Origin of the sequence: Roseisolibacter agri, from assembly GCF_030159095.1 — a bacterium.
In the GTDB taxonomy this organism is placed as follows: domain Bacteria; phylum Gemmatimonadota; class Gemmatimonadetes; order Gemmatimonadales; family Gemmatimonadaceae; genus Roseisolibacter; species Roseisolibacter agri.
In genome coordinates, this window is the sequence record NZ_BRXS01000004.1 from 552,171 (window position 1) to 569,829 (window position 17,659).

The window sequence follows — 17,659 nt, forward strand, 5'->3', positions numbered from 1 at the left end:
CGATGACCTCCGTAGCCGAGATCTTCGAGACGATGGAGTACGGCCCCGCGCCCGAGAGCGACAAGCCGGCGCGCGAGTGGCTGGCCGCGCACGACGGCGCGTTCGGGCAGTTCATCGGCGGCCGCTGGACGGCGGTCGCGCAGGACGCGCTGTTCGACGTGCAGGAGCCCGCGACGGGGAAGCCGCTGGCACGCGTGACGCAGGGCTCCGCCGCCGACGTGGACGCCGCGGTGAAGGCCGCGCGCGCCGCGCTGCCCGCGTGGCGGGACCTGCCGGGACACGCGCGGGCGCGGCACCTGTACGCGCTCGCGCGCGCGATCCAGAAGCACGCGCGCCTGTTCGCGGTCGTCGAGTCGCTGGACAACGGGAAGCCGATCCGCGAGACGCGCGACCTCGACATCCCGCTCGTCGCGCGCCACTTCTACCACCACGCCGGCTGGGCGCAGCTGCTCGAGAGCGAGTTCCCGGGCTACGAGGGCGCGGGCGTCGTGGGGCAGATCATCCCCTGGAACTTCCCGCTGCTCATGCTGGCGTGGAAGGTCGCGCCCGCGCTCGCGGCGGGGTGCACGATCGTCATCAAGCCGGCGGAGTTCACGCCGCTGACGGCGCTGCTGTTCGCGGAGATCGCGCAGGAGGCGGGGCTGCCCGCGGGCGTGCTGAACGTCGTCACCGGCGACGGCAGCACGGGCGCGGCGATCGTCGACCACCCGGACGTCGACAAGATCGCCTTCACCGGCTCGACCGAGGTGGGACGCGTCATCCGCCGCGCGACGGCGGGCAGCGGCAAGAAGCTGAGCCTCGAGCTGGGCGGCAAGAGCCCGTTCATCGTGTTCGAGGACGCGGACCTCGACAGCGTGGTCGAGGGCGTGGTCGACGCGATCTGGTTCAACCAGGGCCAGGTCTGCTGCGCGGGCTCGCGCCTGCTGGTGCAGGAGGGCATCCACGACGCGCTGATCGCGAAGCTCAAGCGCCGCATGGAGACGCTGCGCCTGGGGCGCCCGCTCGACAAGGCGGTGGACATGGGCGCGATCGTCGCGCCGGTGCAGCTGGAGCGCATCCGCACGCTCGTCGAGGCGGGGCGCGACGAGGGCGCGAGCATGTGGCAGCCGTCGTGGGCGTGCCCCACGGAAGGCTGCTTCTATCCGCCGACGCTGTTCACCGACGTCGCGCCGTCGTCGAGCGTCGCGCAGGTCGAGATCTTCGGGCCGGTGCTGGTCGCGATGACCTTCCGCACGCCGTCGGAGGCGGTGGCGATCGCGAACAACACGCCCTACGGCCTGGCCGCGAGCGTGTGGACGGAGAACATCAACCTCGCCCTGGACATCGCCCCGAAGATCAAGAGCGGCGTGGTGTGGATCAACGCCACCAACCTGTTCGACGCGTCGGCCGGCTTCGGCGGCTACCGCGAGAGCGGCTTCGGGCGCGAGGGCGGGAAGGAGGGGATGTACGAGTACCTCAAGAAGGCGAAGACCCCCTCGACGCTCGACGCTCGACGCTCGACGCTCGCGTCGTCGAACGGGAAGGGGAGCGGTGAGCGTCGAGCGTCGAGCGTCGAGGAGATCCTCCCCGCCATCGACCGCACGCCCAAGCTCTACGTCGGCGGCAAGCAGGCGCGCCCCGACTCGGGCTACAGCCGCCGCGTCCTCGGCGCGGACGGGCAGGTGCTCGGCGTCGTCGGCGACGGCAACCGCAAGGACCTGCGCAACGCGGTCGAGGCGGCGCACAAGGCGAGCGGCTGGGCGCGCACCACGGGCCACGCGCGCGCGCAGATCCTGTACTACGTCGCGGAGAACCTCGCCGCGCGCGGCGACGAGTTCGCGGCGCGGCTGAGCGCGATGACGGGCGGTGACGGCGCGGCCGAGGTGCAGGCGGCGGTCGCGCGGCTGTTCACGTACGCGGCGTGGGCCGACAAGTTCGACGGCGCGGTGCACGACGTGCCGATCCGCGGCGTCGCGCTCGCGATGCACGAGCCGATCGGCGTCGTCGGCGTCGCGGCCCCGGACGAGTCGCCGCTGCTCGGCCTCGTCTCGCTCGTCGCGCCGCTGGTGGCGATGGGCAACACGGTCGTCGCGGTCCCGTCGGAGCGGCACCCGCTCGCGGCGACGGACTTCTACTCGGTGCTCGACACGAGCGACGTGCCGGGTGGCGTGATCAACATCGTGACCGGCGCGCGCGACGCGCTGGCGACCGTGCTGGCCGAGCACGACGACGTGGACGCGGTCTGGTACTTCGGCGGCGCCGAGGGCGCGGCCGCGGTGGAGCGCGCGTCGGCCAGCAACATGAAGCGCACGTGGGCCGAGTGGGAGCCGCGCGACTGGACCGGTGCCGACGGCGAGGGGCGCGAGTTCCTGCGCGCCGCGACGCAGGTCAAGAACGTGTGGGTGCCGTACGGCGAGTGATCGCCCAAGATGCGTGAAACGCACGAGGCCCCGCGGTGACATCGCCGCGGGGCCTCGTCGTTTTCACCGCGTGCGCTGCGTCAGCGCAGCCGCACCATGCGCGAGGGGCTCTGCACGCCGCTGGGCGTGACGGCGGAGACCGCGACCGCGTTCGCCACCGCGCCCGGCGCCAGCTCGGCGCTCAGGCGCCGCTCGGCCGCCGGCACGACGCGCGTGTGCCAGGTACCCACGGAGTCGAGCAGCTGCACGGCCCACCAGCGCACGCGCAACGTGTCGCCCGGCAGCACCGACAGCGCCGGACCGCGCGGCGCGCCGTACTGCGCGCCGCCGTCGCCCGGAAGCGTGGAGGGATCGGGGCACCACGGCGTGACCTCGGGCGCCGCGGGCGGGGTGGGGCCGAGCCATGGATTCGCCGGCGGCAGCGCGGGAGTCGCGTAGAGCGACGTCGCGAGCCGGTCGCCGAGCGCACCCTGTGCCTGCGGCATCAGCGTCGACATGCGGAAGTGCACGTGCCCCTGCGCGTCCGGGCGTCCCTCGCGTGCGGCGCGCAGCCACTCGATCTGCGACGTGATCGCGCTGCCGGACCAGGGCGCGCCGCGCGACGCGACGCGCATGGTCAGCAGGCCCGGGAAGACGTGGCGACCCTGCACGTTCTCGCGGCGCCACCACTCGTCCAGCCGGCGGAAGCGCTGCTGCTCGCCGTCCAGCTCCCAGTAGAGCTGCGGCGCCACGTAGTCGAGCCACCCCTCGCGCAGCCACTTCCGCGAGTCGGCGTAGATCTCCGCGTACGCGTCGAGGCCGTAGACGCCGGGTGCCGCGCCGGGGCGCCAGATGCCGAACGGCGAGATCCCGACGGCGACCTCCGGCTTGCGCGCCTTCACCTCGCGGTAGAGCGCCGCGACGAACTGCGACACGTTGTCGCGCCGCCACGCGTCGCGCTCCATCCCCGTGCCGCGGCCATGCCGCGCCCACGACACGTCGTCGTCGAAGCGGATCGTCTCGGTGCGCGTGACCGTGCGGCGGCGCCTCCCCTTGCCGACGCGCGTGCGGATCGTGCGCTCCTCGCGGTACGGATAGAAGTAGTCGTCGATGTGCACGCCGTCGACGTCGTAGCGGTCGACCACCTCGAGGATGTCGGCGAGCGCCTCCTGCCGCGCGGCCGGGAAGCCCGGGTCGATCCACTGCTGCGAGCCGTAGCGCACGATCCACTGCGGGTTGCGGCGCGCGATCGCCTGCGCGCCCACCGCGGCGCGCGAGCGGTTGGGCGGCGCGGCGCGGAACGGGTTGAACCAGACGTGCACCTGCAGCCCGCGCGCGTGCGCCTCGCTGAGCGCGAACGCGAGCGGATCGAAGCCGGGCGCGCGCCCGTCGGGACCGACGAGGTACGACGACCACGGGACACGCGTGGTCGGGTACAGCGCGTCGGCCGCGGTGCGCACGTGCAGCACGATCGCGTTCAGCCCGATGTCCGACGCGCGCTGGATCGCCGCGCGCAGCTCGGCCTGCGACGTCGCGTCGTCCATCCCCGGACGCGTCGGCCACTCGCCGCCGTCGACGGGCGTGATCCACGCCGCGCGGAACTCGCGCGGCAGCACCGGCGGCGACTCCAGCGTGCTCGCGTCGAGCAGCACCGGGCACTCCGCCACGCTGCGAGGGGCAGGCGCCGCGGGCTCCGACGACGCGGGGCCGGCGCTGGCGACGAGCAACGGAAGCGCGGCCGCCGGCAGCAGGCGGCGGGCGACGCGGCGGGACGCGCGGTCGGGTGGGAGGGACGGAACCGGCACGGTACGGCGGAAGGCGACGGGCGGAGGCACGGACGGGCGGATCGGCGGCGCGTCGGGACGCCCCGCTAAGTTGGGCGTCATACCCACGATCCCGCAAAACGGCGCACAATCGACGCGCCGCCCGCCCACCCCGCCGGGACCGTCCCGCCGCAGTCCATGTCCGTGCCCTCCCCGCGCGCCCGCGCGCGCCGCTCGCTCGTCGCCCTCGTCGCCCCGCTCGTCGTCCTGGGGACCGTCTCATGCGGCGGCGGCGGCCGCCCCGCCACCGCCGTCCTCGCGCCGACGCCCACGCTCCCGCCGCTGGAGCCGGCCGTCCTCGCGCTGCCGATCACCATCCAGACGAGCGCCGTCGTCGCCGCGATCGAGAAGGCGCTGCCGCGCGCCGACAGCCTCGACCGCGCGCGCTGCCTCACGCTGGGCGGCGTCGTCTGCCACCAGTACGCATACCGCCGCGATACGCTGCAGCTGCGCGTGACCGGCGACCGGGTCGACATGCTGGCGCGCCTGCGCTACCGCGGCCGCGTCGCGCTGCCCACGGGCGGCAGCGTGGGCAGCTGCGGCTTCGCGCCCGAGCCCATGCCGAGGGCCGAGCTGCGGTTCACGACGTCGCTGTACTGGCGGAGCGACTGGCGGCTGGCGACGCGCGCGACGCAGCTCACCAGCGCGATGCCCGATCCATGCCAGGTGACGCTGCTGCGCGTGGACGCGACGCCGCTGATGAAGCGCATCGTCGACTGGCAGCTGGGCCGCGCGGTGTCGCAGGTGGACTCCGCGTTCCCGGCGCTCGCGGACCTGCGCGCCGCCGCCGACTCGATGTGGCGCCAGCTCCAGGCGCCGGTGCCGGTGGACTCGGCCGGCACGGCATGGCTGCTGATGTCGCCCGAGAGCGTCGCGCTGGCGCCGATCGAGGGGCGCGGGACGGCGATCCACTCGGGCGTCACGCTGGTCGCGCGGCCGCGCATCGTCAGCGGCCCGCGTCCACAGGTGGCGGTCCGTCCGCTCCCGCCGCTGGCGCTGGCGCGGCCGGCGAGCGGGCTGCGTGTGCCGGTGCAGATCGAGCTGCCGTTCGCGGAGATCGCGCGGCAGTCGGCGGCGCTGCTGGCGCAGGAGACCGCGGGGCAGCCGCTGCGCGTGACGGGCGTCGAGGTCGTGGGCGCGGGCGACAGCGCGCTCGTGCGGCTGAACATGGAGGGCCGCATGAACGGCGCGCTGACGCTGGTCGGCCGGCCGCGCTACGACGAGACGTCGCGCACGCTGATGTTCGACGACCTGCACTACAGCGTCGAGAGCCGCGACCGCATGACGCGCCTCAAGGCCACGCTCGGCGCGCCGCTCATCAAGCGCGCGATCGACCAGGCGACGGGCGGCGGCAAGCTCGCGCTCGGGCCGCAGCTGGACGCGGCGCGGATGCAGCTGACGCAGCAGATGAACCGCGCGCTGGCGCCCGACGTGGCGGTCGGGGGCGGCGTGCGCAGCCTGCGCGTGACGGGGCTCCACACCTCGCCGACGGCGTTCGTCGTGCGCGTGCTGCTGGAGGGCGACGCGGGGCTCTGGGCGCGCTGAGCGCTCAAGTCGCCCGCGCGGGCCGCCGATCCTCAGGGTGACCCTCCGCGCGCCGGCACTCCGCCGTCGCGCCGCGGGCTGCCCTGGGGTGCCGCATGCCGATCACCGTCGCCGTCGTGGGTTGCTTCGTGCTAGTCGCCTGCGCGGGACGCGCGCTCTGGCGGCCGGCACCCGTTCGCGCGCGCGTGCGCCCCTCGTCGCCGGTCCGCCGCGCGCGCCGATGATCGCTCCCGCACGACGCCTCGTCGCGCTCCTGGTCGGCGCCCTGACGCTCGGTTCGCTCGCCGCGCCGGCCGCGGCGCAGGATCCGCTCTGCGCGCCGGCACCGCTGCGCGCGGCGCTGCGCATCTCGACGCGCGCGCCGGCGGCGCGCCGCCCGGTGCGGAAGCCGGTCCGCGCGCGCTCGACGCCCGCGACGAAGCCGGTGGCCGTGAAGGCGCCCGCGCGGAAGGTCGCGCCGACGAGGCCGGTGCGCCGCCCCGCCGCGCGCCTCGCCTCGGTGGTCCCGCTGCCGACGACGGCGATGCGGGCGCCCGCGCGCAACGCCTGCCGCAGCGCGGGCCTGCCGCTGGCCATGGTCACGCAGCCCGACGGCACCGTGCGCCCGATCGCGCTCGTGGGCGAGGTGCCGCTGACGCTGCCTGACACGCTCGTCCAGGACGACTCGACGGGCGTGCCGCTCCTCTGGTGGCTCGGCGGCCTCGTGGCCGGCGGCGGCGCGATCGCCGCCGGCAGCGTGGACGACGGAGCGCCTCCCACGGGCTTCCTGACCACGCCCGCGGCGCCCGTGACGGTGAGCCCGTCGATCCCCGCGTGGGGAGAGGGCGACCCGGACGGAACGCCGGGCCGCCCCTCATCGACTGGCCCTGGTGGCGGCACGGGCGGGGGGCCGGGCACCGATCCGGGCGACGACTCCAACGGGCCGCCGCCGCAGTTCCCACCGCCGCCGCCGATCGGCGGGCTGCCGCCGTTCCCGTTCCCGCCCGGCGACGGGCCGCTGCCTCCGAGCTGGACGCCGCCCGGCGAGCTTCCGCCGCCTGGTGGCCCGCCCGGTGGTCCACCCGGCGGCGACCCTCCGCGTGATGGCCCGCCGCCGACGTTCGGCGACCCGCCGACCGTGACGACGACCGCGTCGGTGGTCCCGGAGCCGGCGCCGCTCGGGCTGCTGATGGTCGGCGGCGGCGTGCTCGCGCTGTTCGCCTGGGGCTACTCCCGACGCTCGTGACGCGCGCCTGATCCGACGCCCGCCCGCGCCTCAGCGCGCGGCGGGCGTCGGCGCGTCGGTGACCTCGGGCATCCCCAGCTCGGCGGGCGGCGGCAGGCGGCGCGTGCGCGCCCACTGCGCGCGCACCTGGTTCATGCGCTCGATGCGCGACACCCAGAGCTGCGTCGAGACGTCGAAGCGCGCGAGCACATTGGGCAGCCACGCGGGGCGGTTCTCGTGGCGCCACGCGGTCTCGTACAGCACGCGGTTCTCGACGTGCACGTCGCGGAGGTCCTGCAGGCGGCCGTTGATGCCCGAGAGGTCCGCGAGGTCGTACCACTTGATGGCCGCGGCGCCCGCGCTGTCGCGGCCCTGCGCGAGCAGCAGGGAGTACTGCGCCGCGATCTCGTGCGCGAGCTGGAACTTCATGCCGATGAGATCGAGCCGACGCGCGCCGAGCTCCATCGCGTCGAGGGCGCCGGGCTCGCGTAGCGCACCGGCGCGCCGTGCGCGCACCACGTGCTCGATCGCGGACTCCGCGCGCAGCCGCAGCTCCGACGCGAGCGGGAGGATGCGCGGCGTGAGGCGGCGGCCCTCGTCGGACCACGGATCCATCCAGTAGATCTGCTCGTGCATCTCCGTGCCGGCCGCGCGCGTGAGCAGCGCGGTGGCGGCCATCAGGTCGCGCTCCGCCGCCTCGACGTGGCCCGCGGCGTCGCCGTGGAAGACGCGCGGGTAGCGGCGCAGGAAGACGTCCGGGTCGCAGTCGCCACTCTGCCACGCGGCCGCCGCGCCGAACAGCACACCGCTCCACGTGGACTCGAACAGCTGCTCGCCGAAGTCGTCCCACGTCGTGTTCAGCAGGCCGACGGCGCCGAGCCGCTGCCCCTCGCGCGCCATGAGGCGGATGTTCGGGAGGGCGATGCCGAGGTTCGGGTAGACGCGCCACCAGTTGTTGACGCCGGGCGCGACCCACGTCTCCATGCTCGCGTCGCGGAACGGCTTGATCCACTTCTCCGCGCTCGGGACGTTGTCGTACATCCACGGCACGGCGATCAGGTCCTTCGGCAGCGTCGCCACGAGCTCGGGATGGTTCGTGCCGACGTCGCCCCAGAGCACGAGCTTCCGGTTCAGCGGCCGCAGCGCGCCGACGACCTTCGACACGTAGTCGACGTACGTCTGCCCCAGCCCCTCGCGGCGGATGCGGTCGGCCGTGCGGCCGCGTCCCAGCTCGAACGTCTCGTCGCCGCCGATGTGCAGGAAGCGGCTGCCGAACGCCGAATCGAGCTCCGCGAACGTGGTGCGCACGAAGTCGAGCGCGCGCGGATCGTCCGGCGCCAGCGCGTGCCCGTGCGGCCGCTCGGCCAGCGGCGAGTATTTCTCGAGGCGCAGCACGGTGTGCAGGTGCCCGAACGTCTGCTGCTCGGGGATCACCTCGACGTGGTAGCGGCGCGCGTAGTCGGCGAGCTCGCGCGCGTCCTGTGGGGTGATGCTGTTGAGCGGCGCGCCCAGCAGCGGATGCGACGCGTACTGGAAGACGTTCTCGAGGTACGGCGAGTAGACGTTGACCTTGTACGCCGCGAGCGTGCGGATCTGCCGCTTCTGGTAGTCGAGCGTCGGGAGCGGGCCGCGCGACCAGTCGTCGTGCAGGCCGCGCCAGCGCATGGCCGGCCAGTCGCGCACACGCGCGCCCAGCACGCGCGCGCGCGGCCCGTCGCCGTCGACGAGCTGCTTCACCGTCTGCGCGCCGTAGAAGACGCCCGCGGCGCTCGCGCCCACGACGTCGACGCGGCCGTCCTGCGCGACGAGCACGTAGCCCTCGTCGTTCATCGCGGCGTCGAAGGCGAGATTCGCCCGCTGGAGCGCCGCGCGCCCGGCGGGCGTGTCGCGCCGCAGCAGCCGCACGGTGACGCCCCCGCCCGACGTCACGACCGGCACGCCGCGCGCGCGCAGCGCCTCGGCCAGGTCGCGCGCCGCGAAGCGGTCGTCGTCGGTCGCGCCACCATCGATCGCGATGCCGCGCCCGATGGCGAAGGCGGGCAGCGCGGCGCCCTCGCGCGGGGCGGGGACGAGCGGCAGGTCGGCCGACGGCTGCGCGTTCGCGACGGCGGCGGACGCCAGCGCGACGACCGTCATACGAAGCACGACGCGCATCAGCTGCACCCGGCGGGCGCGGCGCCCGAGCCGGTGAGCACCGGCAGGCAGTGGTCCGCGCGCCGCACCGCCTCGATCACGGTGCGCGCCGCGCGCACGTAGAAGCCGCGCGTCAGCCGCTCGAACGAGTCGCTCGGCTTGTGGTAGTCCGGGTGGTCCTCGACGCCGAAGTAGAGGAACGGGATCCCCGCGGCGTGGAACGCGCCCTGGTCGGACTGCGACGTCCAGTCGTACGACGCCGAGCCGCTGTCGTGGCCGATGCGGATGGAGACCGGCGCGTCGGCGGCGAGGCGGTCGGCGAGCGGGCGCAGCTTCGGCCACTTCGTGGGACCCGCGATCCAGAGCTCGCCCTTCACGTCGCGCGAGATCATGTCGAAGTTCACGTTCATCGCGATCGACGCCTTGGGCACGGGCGGGTTGGCGACGAACGCGCGCGCGCCCAGCAGGCCCATCTCCTCGCCGTCGGGCCAGAGCAGGATGACCGTGTGCTCCGGCGGGCGCGCGACCAGCTCGCGCGCGACGGCCAGCAGCGCCGCGGTGCCGGACGCGTTGTCGTCGGCGCCGTTGTAGATCGAGTCGCCGTTCACCGGCCGCCCGATGCCGACATGGTCGTAGTGCGCGCTCACCACCAGCACGCGGTCCGGCGTGCGCGTGCCGCGCACCTGCGCGACGACGTTGTAGCCGGTGACGCTGTCGCCGGCCGCCGCACCGCGACGCGCGGCACGGAAGGCGTGCGCGTAGGGCGTATCCGCGACGCCGCCGGCCACCGGCTGCGCGCCGATCTCTGCCAGCTGGCGCGAGAGGTACAGGCGGGCGTCCGCGTTCCCGGGCGTGCCGAGCCGGCGGCCGGCGCGCGTGTCGTGCGAGAGGAACTCGACGTCGGCCAGGAGGCGCACCGAGTCCACGGTGGCGAAGCCGCTGGCCGCCGCAGTGCGCGCGCCCTCGGGCCCGCGCGCGGTGTCGGGGCCGCCGGCGGTGCCGCGGCAGGCGGCCAAGGCGAGCAGGGCGAGAAGCGCGGCGTGCGGGCGGCGCGGACGGGCGATCGGCATGGGAGCGGGGCGGGGGCGGGCAGGCTCGCGCGCGGCGCGCGGGCGACAGCCGGGAATCTGACACGTGCCCCTGCCCGCGGCGACGGCGCGTCGAACGCGCGCCTGCCGAACGCAACGAAGGGCACCCCCCGCCTAGGGGGTGCCCTTCGTCGTCAGTGCTGCAGCCCGCGGCGCTCGACGTTGCCGTCTCGCGGGGGCGAACAACACTCCGGTTTCACCTGTCGGCTCACCGGAGCGTAACTGCCTGATGGTTCAGGCGGTTACGGTGATCCGGGTGAAACCAAACTGACTAGACAATGGATCACCTCCTTGAATGCGGTTGCGTCTCGGGCAGGACAGGCCGCGTCGGGGGAGACTTGGCCAGGTCCGACGCCGCGTCGCGTCGTCGGAACGCTGAGAAATACACAGGGTGGACCACGGGGGTTCCAGTCCTGTTCGAAATTTTTTTTCGGGGCCGGGACCTCCGGTCTGGCCGCCGGCGCGCCCGCGCGCGAACGTTCGCGTCCGCCCCGCCGTAACCCCGCAGGTCGCGCCGCCGCACGGGGCGGCGCCGTCGTCCCCCCACTCCCGTCCGCCATGTCCCCGACCGTCCGCCCTGGCCGGTTGCTGCCGGCTGCCCTGCTCGCGCTTCCGATGGTCGCGGGCGCGCAGGCCGCGGCCCCGGCCGCGACACCCGCCGCCTCCCGCACCGCCGGCCCGCGCGCCTTCACGCCCACCGACGTCTACCGCCTGACGACCGTCGGCAATCCGGCCGTCTCGCCCGACGGGCGCCGCGTGGCCTTCACGGTCACGACGGTGAAGGAGGCGGAGAACCGCCGCCACAACGAGGTCTGGATGGTGCCGACCGCGGGCGGCGCGCCGTTCCGCTTCACGAGCCCCAGCACCGAGAGCTCCAACCCGCGCTTCACGCCGGACGGCAAGCACCTCCTCTTCACCTCGCAGCGCCCGGGCGGGAAGGGGAGCACGTGGGCCATCCGCCTCGACGAGCCGTCGGGCGAGGCCTTCCAGATCGGGTGGCTGCCGCCCGCCAGCGCGAGCTGGACGCGCGACGGCGCGCTCGCGGTCTTCGCCGACACGTCCGAGGGCGGCGCGGCCGGCAGCGACTCCACGCGCGCCAGCGACGGCGTCCGCAGCGCGATCTCGCGCGCGCCGTTCGGCGCGATCACGAAGCCGATCGACCCGAAGCGCTTCGACGGCCGCCACGTCGTGGAGTTCGGCTACAAGAGCAACGACCGCGGCTACGTCGCCAACCGCGCCGAGGCGCGCCGCTGGCGTCCCGCGCAGCTGTTCACGCTCGCTAAGGGCGACACGGTCAAGAAGCAGCTCACGCGCACCTCGTACTCGCACCGCAACGTCGCGGTCTCGCCCGACGGGCGCTGGATCGCGTTCGTCGCCGACAGCGCGCTGCGCCCGGACTCGCTCGTCGAGACCGAGCGCGACTCGATCGCGCGGCTGCCGTACGACAAGGCCCGCGACGAGGCGGAGCGGAACGACACCGACATCTACGTCATCCCGGTCGCGGGCGGCACGCCGCGCAAGGTGGCGACGATCCCCGGCTCGGAGGCGCAGCTCGACTGGTCGCCGGACGGCCGCACGATCGCCTTCATCCACCGGCCGGCGCGCGCGAAGTCGGCGCGCCTCGCGACGGTGGACGTGGCGAGCGGCCGCGTGAAGAACCTGATCGGCGACTGGCAGTACGAGCCGGCCGGCTTCGACTGGCTCTCGAACGGCGAGCTGGCGATGAACGCCGAGGTCGGCGGGCGCACGGGCCTCTTCCGCGTGCGCGCGGACGGGAGCGGGGCGCCGCGCGAGGTGCTCGGCGGCCGGCGCCGCATGTCGGGCTTCGCGTTCGACCCGGCCAAGCGCCAGGTCGCGTACGTCTCCACCGGCACGACGACGCCCACGGAACTCTACATCGCCAACGCGGACGGCACGGGCGAGCGGAAGCTGACGTCGTTCAACGACGCGATCTCGAAGGAGGTCGCGTTCAGCGACGCGGAGCGCATCGTCTACAAGAGCGTCGGTGGGCAGGAGATCGAGGGCTGGCTGATGAAGCCCTACGGCTACCAGTCGGGCAAGAAGTACCCGCTCGTGCTCTACATCCACGGCGGCCCGCACTCGGCCTACGGCGAGAACTGGTTCGACGAGTTCCAGAACCTCGCGGGCGCGGGGATGTTCGTGCTCTACACGAACCCGCGCGGCTCCAGCGGCTACGGCGCGGACTTCACGTACAGCACGCGCGGCCGGTGGTTCGACGAGGACTACCAGGACCTGATGAAGGCGGTGGACGTCGCCGCGCAGCGCCCCGACGTCGACTCGACGCGCATGGGCGTGACGGGCGGCTCGTACGGCGGCGTGATGACGGCGTGGGTGACGGTGAAGACGAACCGCTTCAAGGCCGCGCAGACCGACCGCATGATCAGCAACTGGTGGTCGTGGTACGGCAGCTCGGACGCGCAGGGCCTGACGGAGTTCGAGTTCTTCGGCAAGCCGTGGGACAACCCGACGCTCTACGACACGCTGTCGCCCATCCGCTACATCCGGAAGGTGAAGACGCCGACGCTCATGGTGCAGAGCGAGGAGGACTTCCGCACGCCGATGACGGACGCCGAGCAGTGGTTCATGGGCCTGCGCAAGCAGGGCGTGCCGACGGAGCTGGTGCGCTACCCGCGCTCGACCCACGAGCTGTCGCGCAGCGGCGAGCCGTGGCTGCTGGTGGACCGCCTCGGCCGCCTGCGGCAGTGGTTCGGGCACTGGCTGATCGGCCCGCGCGCCACGACGACGACCGCCGACGCCGGCAAGTGAGCTAGCACGATCCACCGACGATGGCCGCGGGCGCACATGCCCGCGGCCATCGTCGCATCCGCCTCCGGACGTTCCCGCGACGCATGCTGCCTGCCGCCACTCCTCCCATCGCGCCCGCGAACGGCTCAGAGGCCGACACGCCGTCGATCGACGTGCCGCGCGACACGACGCCGACCTTCGAGCTCGAGATGCTGGTCTCGGGCGCGGTGCTGTTCGGCCTCTTCCAGCTCGCCGGAGAGCTCGAGCAGTGGGTGCACTACTGGCAGCCGCACGTGGGCCTGCTCGGCACCTTCCTCGTGTCCGGCGGCGGGATGCTCGGCCGCGCGGCGCTGTACGGGCTGATCGCCTGCTTCGTCACGCACCTCGCGATCCGCGCGTACTGGGTCGCCCTGGTCGGCGCGAACTCGGTGTTCCCCGGCGGGCCGCGCTGGGACCGGATGCGCCAGCTCGGGCCGATCCAGACGGAGCTCACGCGTGCCCGCGTGCGTCCGCTGAGCGAGTTCATCACGCGCGCGGACAATGCGGCGAGCATCGTCTTCGCGAGCGGCTTCGTGATCGCGCTCTCGCTGACGACGGCCATCGTCATCATCGTCCCGTTCGCGCTGCTCGTCTGGGCGCTGCAGCGCGTCCTGCGCATGGAGACCGCGCTGATCGTCTCGGGCGGCATCGTCCTGACGCTCGCCGTCGCGCAGATCGGCGCGAGCCTCGTGGACTACCAGCGCAAGGAGCGCCTCGATCCGGAGAGCCGGCTCGGGCGCGCGGTGCGCGCGGCGCTGCGGTTCGCGCTGTCCACCAGCACGCCCGCCGTCCGGTCGTTGTGGACGGTGCTGATGACCAACCTCTCGCCGAAGGTCGCGGCGGCGGCGATGATCGCCGGTGCGGTGATCCTGAGCGCGATCTCCATCAGTCGCTCGCAGGCGGACGGCGGGCTGCCGGGCGCGTCGAACTTCCGCTTCTTCAGCGACGGCGGGCCGGGCGCGCTGTCCGCCGCGCGCTACGCGACGCTGGGCGCCGAGCCGGACACGCGCGGCCCGTGGATCGACGCGGACGTGGTGACGGGGCCCTACCTCCGGCTCCACATCCCGTACCGCCCGCTGGTGCACGACCTGGCGATGCCGGCAGCCTGTCCCGACGTGCGCCCGCTCGACTTCGACGACCTGGGCTCGGCGCAGGCGCGGGCGGCGACGGAGGCGGTGCTGCGCTGCGCGGCCCGCATCCACCGCATCGCGCTCGACGGTCGTCCGCTCGACTCGCTGCGGCTTCGATTCCTCGCCGACCCGAAGGCCAACCGCCGCGTCTTCGTGGCGCACGTCTCCGTGCGCGGTCTGGCGGAGGGGGAACACGTGCTCACGGTGTGGCCGGCCGTCCGCCCGGGGCGCCCGGCGGCGACGGCGCCGTACACGATCCCGTTCTGGCGATAGGACGCTGCGTGCTCCGCGCTGCGTGCATGGCCGCTCGGGATACCTCGGCGCGCCGGACCTGTTGGCCCCTTGGAGGGATGCGGATGCTGCGGATCGGAACGGATGAGACGGATCGCTCCTCGGAGTGCATGGGACGTCGCCCCCGTGAGGGACGATCCGAAGGATCCGTTCTCATCCGGAGCATCCGCATCCCCCCGAGAGGCAAAGGAGTCCGGCGCACCGGACCCGAGCTGCACGAGCAGACAGGATGACGGGACGACGAGGAGGCTCCGCGAAGCGCACGGGATCATGCGCTCAGCGGAGCCTCCTCGTCATCCTGTCAAAGCACTTCGTCGTTCAGGTCCGCAGCCCGCAGCCCGCAGCCGTGAGTTCAGACGGTCGACAGCGCCTGCTCGACGTGCACGCCGTGCGCGGCGGCGATCTCGATCACCTGGTCCGCGCTCAGCACGTCGTGCACGAGCAACGCGTCCGCCACCGCCTCCACCGCCGCGCGGTGCTCGCGGATCAGCGCCTCGGACCGGTCGGCCTCCTGGCGGATCAGCGCGCGCACCGCGCCGTCGATCTGCGACTGCAGCTGCGAGCCCGGGGCCGCGCCGCCGTGCGCGCTCGGATCGGCGCTCACCAGCCCCACCTCGTCGCTCATGCCGAAGTCCGCGACCATGCGCCGCGCGACGCTCGTCGCCTGCACCAGGTCGCTCCCCGCGCCCGACGTCACGTTCTCCGGGCCCAGGAACACCAGCTCCGCCGCGCGGCCGCCCAGCGCCTTCGCGATCACGCCCAGCAGGTAGTGCCGCGTGTGCAGGTGGCGGTCGACGTCCGGCGCGAAGTGCGCCGCGCCCAGCGTGCGGCCGCGCGCCTCGATCGTGACCTTGTGCAGCTTGTCCTCGGGGCAGGTGATGAGCCCCACGACCGCGTGCCCCGCCTCGTGCAGCGCCACCAACCGGCGCTCCTTGTCGCTGATCACGACCCCGGCGCGCACGCGGCCGAGGAGGATCTTGTCGCGCGCCTGCTCGATGTGGCGCATCGCGATCACCGGCGAGTCGTCCTGCACGGCGCCGATCGCGGCCTCGTTCAGCAGGTTGGCCAGCTCGGCGCCCGAATGCCCGACCGTCAGCTGCGCCAGCCGCTCCAGGTCGACGTCCGGGGCCAGCGGGGCCGACTTCGCGTGGATCTTCAGGATGTCCAGGCGGTCCTGCGCCGTCGGCAGCCCGACCTCGACGATGCGGTCGAAGCGGCCCGGGCGGCGCACGGCCGGATCCAGCATGTCCTCGCGGTTCGTCGCCGCCATCCACACGATGCCCTCGCTCCCGGCCATCCCGTCCATCTCGACGAGCAGCTGGTTGAGCGTCACCTCCTCCTCGCCCGAGCGGTTCGGCCGGCCGCGGCGGCCGCCCAGCGAGTCGAACTCGTCGATGAACACGATGCACGGCGCCGCCTTGCGCGCCTGCTCGGCCAGCTGGCGCACGCGCTTGGAGCCGACGCCGACGTACATCTCGTTGAAGTCGGAGCCCGCGGCCTGGATCACCGCGACGCCCGCCTCGCCGGCGACCGCGCGCGCGAGGAGCGTCTTGCCCGTGCCCGGCGGGCCCACGAGCAGCAGACCCTTGGGGCACTTGGCGCCCATCGCCTGGAAGCGCGCCGGGTCCCGGAGGTAGGCGATGACGTCCTGCAGGTCCGCGCGCGCCTCCTGGGCGCCGCCGACGTCCGCGAGCGTCAGCTGCCGCGACGGCGGCGTGGGGAGGAACCGCCCCTTCGTCGAGCCGCCGCGCTGGCGCGCCACCAGGTAGCCGACGCCGCCCACCAGCACGAGGAAGCTCAGGAGCTGCAGGATCTGCTCGGTCGAGTGGCCGGTGTTCTCGGAGACCCGGACGCGCGCGCCGGTCGACGACCAGCGCTCCAGCACCTCGACCGACACGCCGCGCGACGGCACCGACGTCGCCACCGCCGCCGCGACCTTGCCGTGCACGACCTCGGGCGTACGCAGCTCGGCCACCAGGCGGCTGCCCCCCTGGTCGACGAGGATGCCCTTGATCCGGCCGCCGGCCAGCGCGCGCGCGAACTCCGAGTACGCGACCACCGGCGGCGGCACCGGCGTGGGCTGCATCATCCGCCAGCCGACGACGGCCGCGATCACGAGGCCGAGGACGAGGGCGAACGGCCAGTAGCGCACCGGGCCGCCACTGCGCGACAGCAGCTCCAGCCTGGCGCGCGTGCGGAGGTTGCGGCGCTCCTTGAAGCCGGAGCCCGTTCCGGAGTCCGGGCCGCGCTCGGCACGGAGGGTCGACGTGGAAGGCATGCGGGAGGACGAGTATACGAAGACGCGTCCCGCGTGGCCGGAGCCGCGCGGTGGAGGCGGGACGAGCGATAGCACGCGATGAGGCGATGCGCGATGACCGGAGTCACGGTCGCCGGCTCCCCGTCGGGGAGACGACGCCCGCGGGACCGCTGTAACCGGTCCCGCCGCGCTCGCCCCTCGCGCGTGCGCCGTCGCGCGAGGGACCTGCTGCTACGCCTCGCGCGCCCGCTGGTTCCGCGTTCCTGTGCGTCTCGTCAGACGAGGCGCGCGCGTCGCGCCGCCGGCCTCACGCGGCCGCGTCGTGGCGCACGCCGCCGGCGGCCTCGAGCAGCGCGATCACCTCGTCCAGCGTCGAGCGGCCGCGATCGCGCGCGTACCACGTGCGCACGTGGCGATAGCGCTCGTCCTTCTCCATCCCGCGCCCCTCCGTCTCGATCCACGCCTGCAGCTCGCTCGGCCGCGAGCCCCACCAGCCCCGCTCGGCATACTGCTCGTCCAGCACGATCACCACGGGAATCGCCCGCGCCCCGCTCGGCGCGAGGTGCGCGTCCATCAGGTCGGGATTCGCGTCGCGGCCCAGCACCCGCAGGTCGAGGTTCGGGCTCAGCTCCGCCAGCCGCGCGAGGTACGGGATCGTGTTCACCGCGTCGCCGCACCAGTCCTCGACCAGCACGAGGAGATGCCAGCGACCGGGCACGGCCGTGGCGCGCGCGATGGCGTCGTCGGGCACCTTCGTCAGGCGATACGTGTCCCGCCAGAGCGCCGCATTCTTCTGGGCGGCGGCCAGGAACTCCGCGAAGCGCGGCGCGGTCTCGAAGCGATCCTTGAGCGACATGCGGGAGTGCAGTGCGAGGGGCGCGCCGCCACGTCGGCGGGCGCTCGTGCGTTACCCGTACGCTATCCACGCGGCGAGCCGAGCGCTGCCGGGGATGGCACGCGACTGGCAACCCCGACCGCTGACGTGACGTCGGCCGTTCCCACCCT

At 74.1% G+C, this 17,659-nt stretch carries 10 protein-coding genes; 5 read left to right on the forward strand and 5 right to left on the reverse strand.

The window, feature by feature from the left end:
• Window positions 1-2 precede the first annotated feature (2 nt).
• On the forward strand, window positions 3-2,399 hold the full coding sequence (locus rosag_RS14635; RefSeq protein ID WP_284350885.1) for an aldehyde dehydrogenase family protein: 2,397 nt from the start codon (window positions 3-5) through the stop codon (window positions 2,397-2,399).
• Between the two features lie 80 nt (window positions 2,400-2,479).
• Here rosag_RS14635 and rosag_RS14640 read toward each other — a convergent pair whose 3' ends face one another.
• On the reverse strand, window positions 2,480-4,183 hold the full coding sequence (locus rosag_RS14640; protein ID WP_284350886.1) for a glycoside hydrolase family 10-like protein: 1,704 nt from the start codon (window positions 4,181-4,183) through the stop codon (window positions 2,480-2,482).
• A 156-nt stretch (window positions 4,184-4,339) separates the two neighbouring features.
• On the opposite strand from rosag_RS14640, the gene rosag_RS14645 reads away from it, so the two are divergent.
• Entirely contained in the window at window positions 4,340-5,746 is a 1,407-nt protein-coding gene (locus rosag_RS14645; RefSeq protein WP_284350887.1) for a DUF4403 family protein, read from the forward strand.
• A 220-nt stretch (window positions 5,747-5,966) separates the two neighbouring features.
• Entirely contained in the window at window positions 5,967-6,971 is a 1,005-nt protein-coding gene (locus rosag_RS14650) for a hypothetical protein (RefSeq protein WP_284350888.1), read from the forward strand.
• A gap of 30 nt (window positions 6,972-7,001) precedes the next feature.
• On the opposite strand, the gene rosag_RS14655 is transcribed toward rosag_RS14650, so the two are convergent.
• The gene (locus rosag_RS14655) at window positions 7,002-9,086 is read right to left on the reverse strand and encodes a beta-N-acetylhexosaminidase (protein ID WP_284351075.1); all 2,085 of its coding nucleotides are present in this window, start codon (window positions 9,084-9,086) and stop codon (window positions 7,002-7,004) included.
• Window positions 9,087-9,103: 17 nt separating this feature from the next.
• Window positions 9,104-10,153, reverse strand: a complete 1,050-nt coding sequence (locus rosag_RS14660) for a M28 family peptidase (RefSeq protein ID WP_284350889.1) — start codon at window positions 10,151-10,153, stop codon at window positions 9,104-9,106.
• Between the two features lie 576 nt (window positions 10,154-10,729).
• On the opposite strand from rosag_RS14660, the gene rosag_RS14665 reads away from it, so the two are divergent.
• Together rosag_RS14665 and rosag_RS14670 are read left to right on the forward strand one after the other, a co-directional pair.
• Entirely contained in the window at window positions 10,730-12,958 is a 2,229-nt protein-coding gene (locus rosag_RS14665) for a S9 family peptidase (RefSeq protein ID WP_284350890.1), read from the forward strand.
• 83 nt (window positions 12,959-13,041) lie between these two features.
• Window positions 13,042-14,379: a hypothetical protein gene (locus rosag_RS14670; RefSeq protein WP_284350891.1), complete on the forward strand. Its 1,338-nt coding sequence runs from the start codon at window positions 13,042-13,044 to the stop codon at window positions 14,377-14,379.
• A gap of 370 nt (window positions 14,380-14,749) precedes the next feature.
• Here rosag_RS14670 and rosag_RS14675 read toward each other — a convergent pair whose 3' ends face one another.
• Both rosag_RS14675 and rosag_RS14680 read right to left on the reverse strand, forming a co-directional pair.
• A complete protein-coding gene (locus tag rosag_RS14675; RefSeq protein WP_284350892.1) occupies window positions 14,750-16,675 on the reverse strand; it encodes an ATP-dependent metallopeptidase FtsH/Yme1/Tma family protein in 1,926 nt (641 codons plus the stop codon).
• A gap of 286 nt (window positions 16,676-16,961) precedes the next feature.
• The gene (locus tag rosag_RS14680) at window positions 16,962-17,510 is read right to left on the reverse strand and encodes a thioredoxin family protein (RefSeq protein ID WP_284350893.1); all 549 of its coding nucleotides are present in this window, start codon (window positions 17,508-17,510) and stop codon (window positions 16,962-16,964) included.
• Between the last annotated feature and the right edge of the window lie 149 nt (window positions 17,511-17,659).

Coding starts and splice junctions, on each gene's coding strand:
- rosag_RS14635 (WP_284350885.1), top strand. CDS start 3: ATGACCTCCGTAGCCGAGATCTTCGAGACGATGGAGTACGGCCCCGCG.
- rosag_RS14645 (WP_284350887.1), top strand. CDS start 4,340: ATGTCCGTGCCCTCCCCGCGCGCCCGCGCGCGCCGCTCGCTCGTCGCC.
- rosag_RS14650 (WP_284350888.1), top strand. CDS start 5,967: ATGATCGCTCCCGCACGACGCCTCGTCGCGCTCCTGGTCGGCGCCCTG.
- rosag_RS14655 (WP_284351075.1), bottom strand. CDS start 9,086: ATGACGGTCGTCGCGCTGGCGTCCGCCGCCGTCGCGAACGCGCAGCCG.
- rosag_RS14660 (WP_284350889.1), bottom strand. CDS start 10,153: ATGCCGATCGCCCGTCCGCGCCGCCCGCACGCCGCGCTTCTCGCCCTG.
- rosag_RS14665 (WP_284350890.1), top strand. CDS start 10,730: ATGTCCCCGACCGTCCGCCCTGGCCGGTTGCTGCCGGCTGCCCTGCTC.
- rosag_RS14670 (WP_284350891.1), top strand. CDS start 13,042: ATGCTGCCTGCCGCCACTCCTCCCATCGCGCCCGCGAACGGCTCAGAG.
- rosag_RS14675 (WP_284350892.1), bottom strand. CDS start 16,675: ATGCCTTCCACGTCGACCCTCCGTGCCGAGCGCGGCCCGGACTCCGGA.
- rosag_RS14680 (WP_284350893.1), bottom strand. CDS start 17,510: ATGTCGCTCAAGGATCGCTTCGAGACCGCGCCGCGCTTCGCGGAGTTC.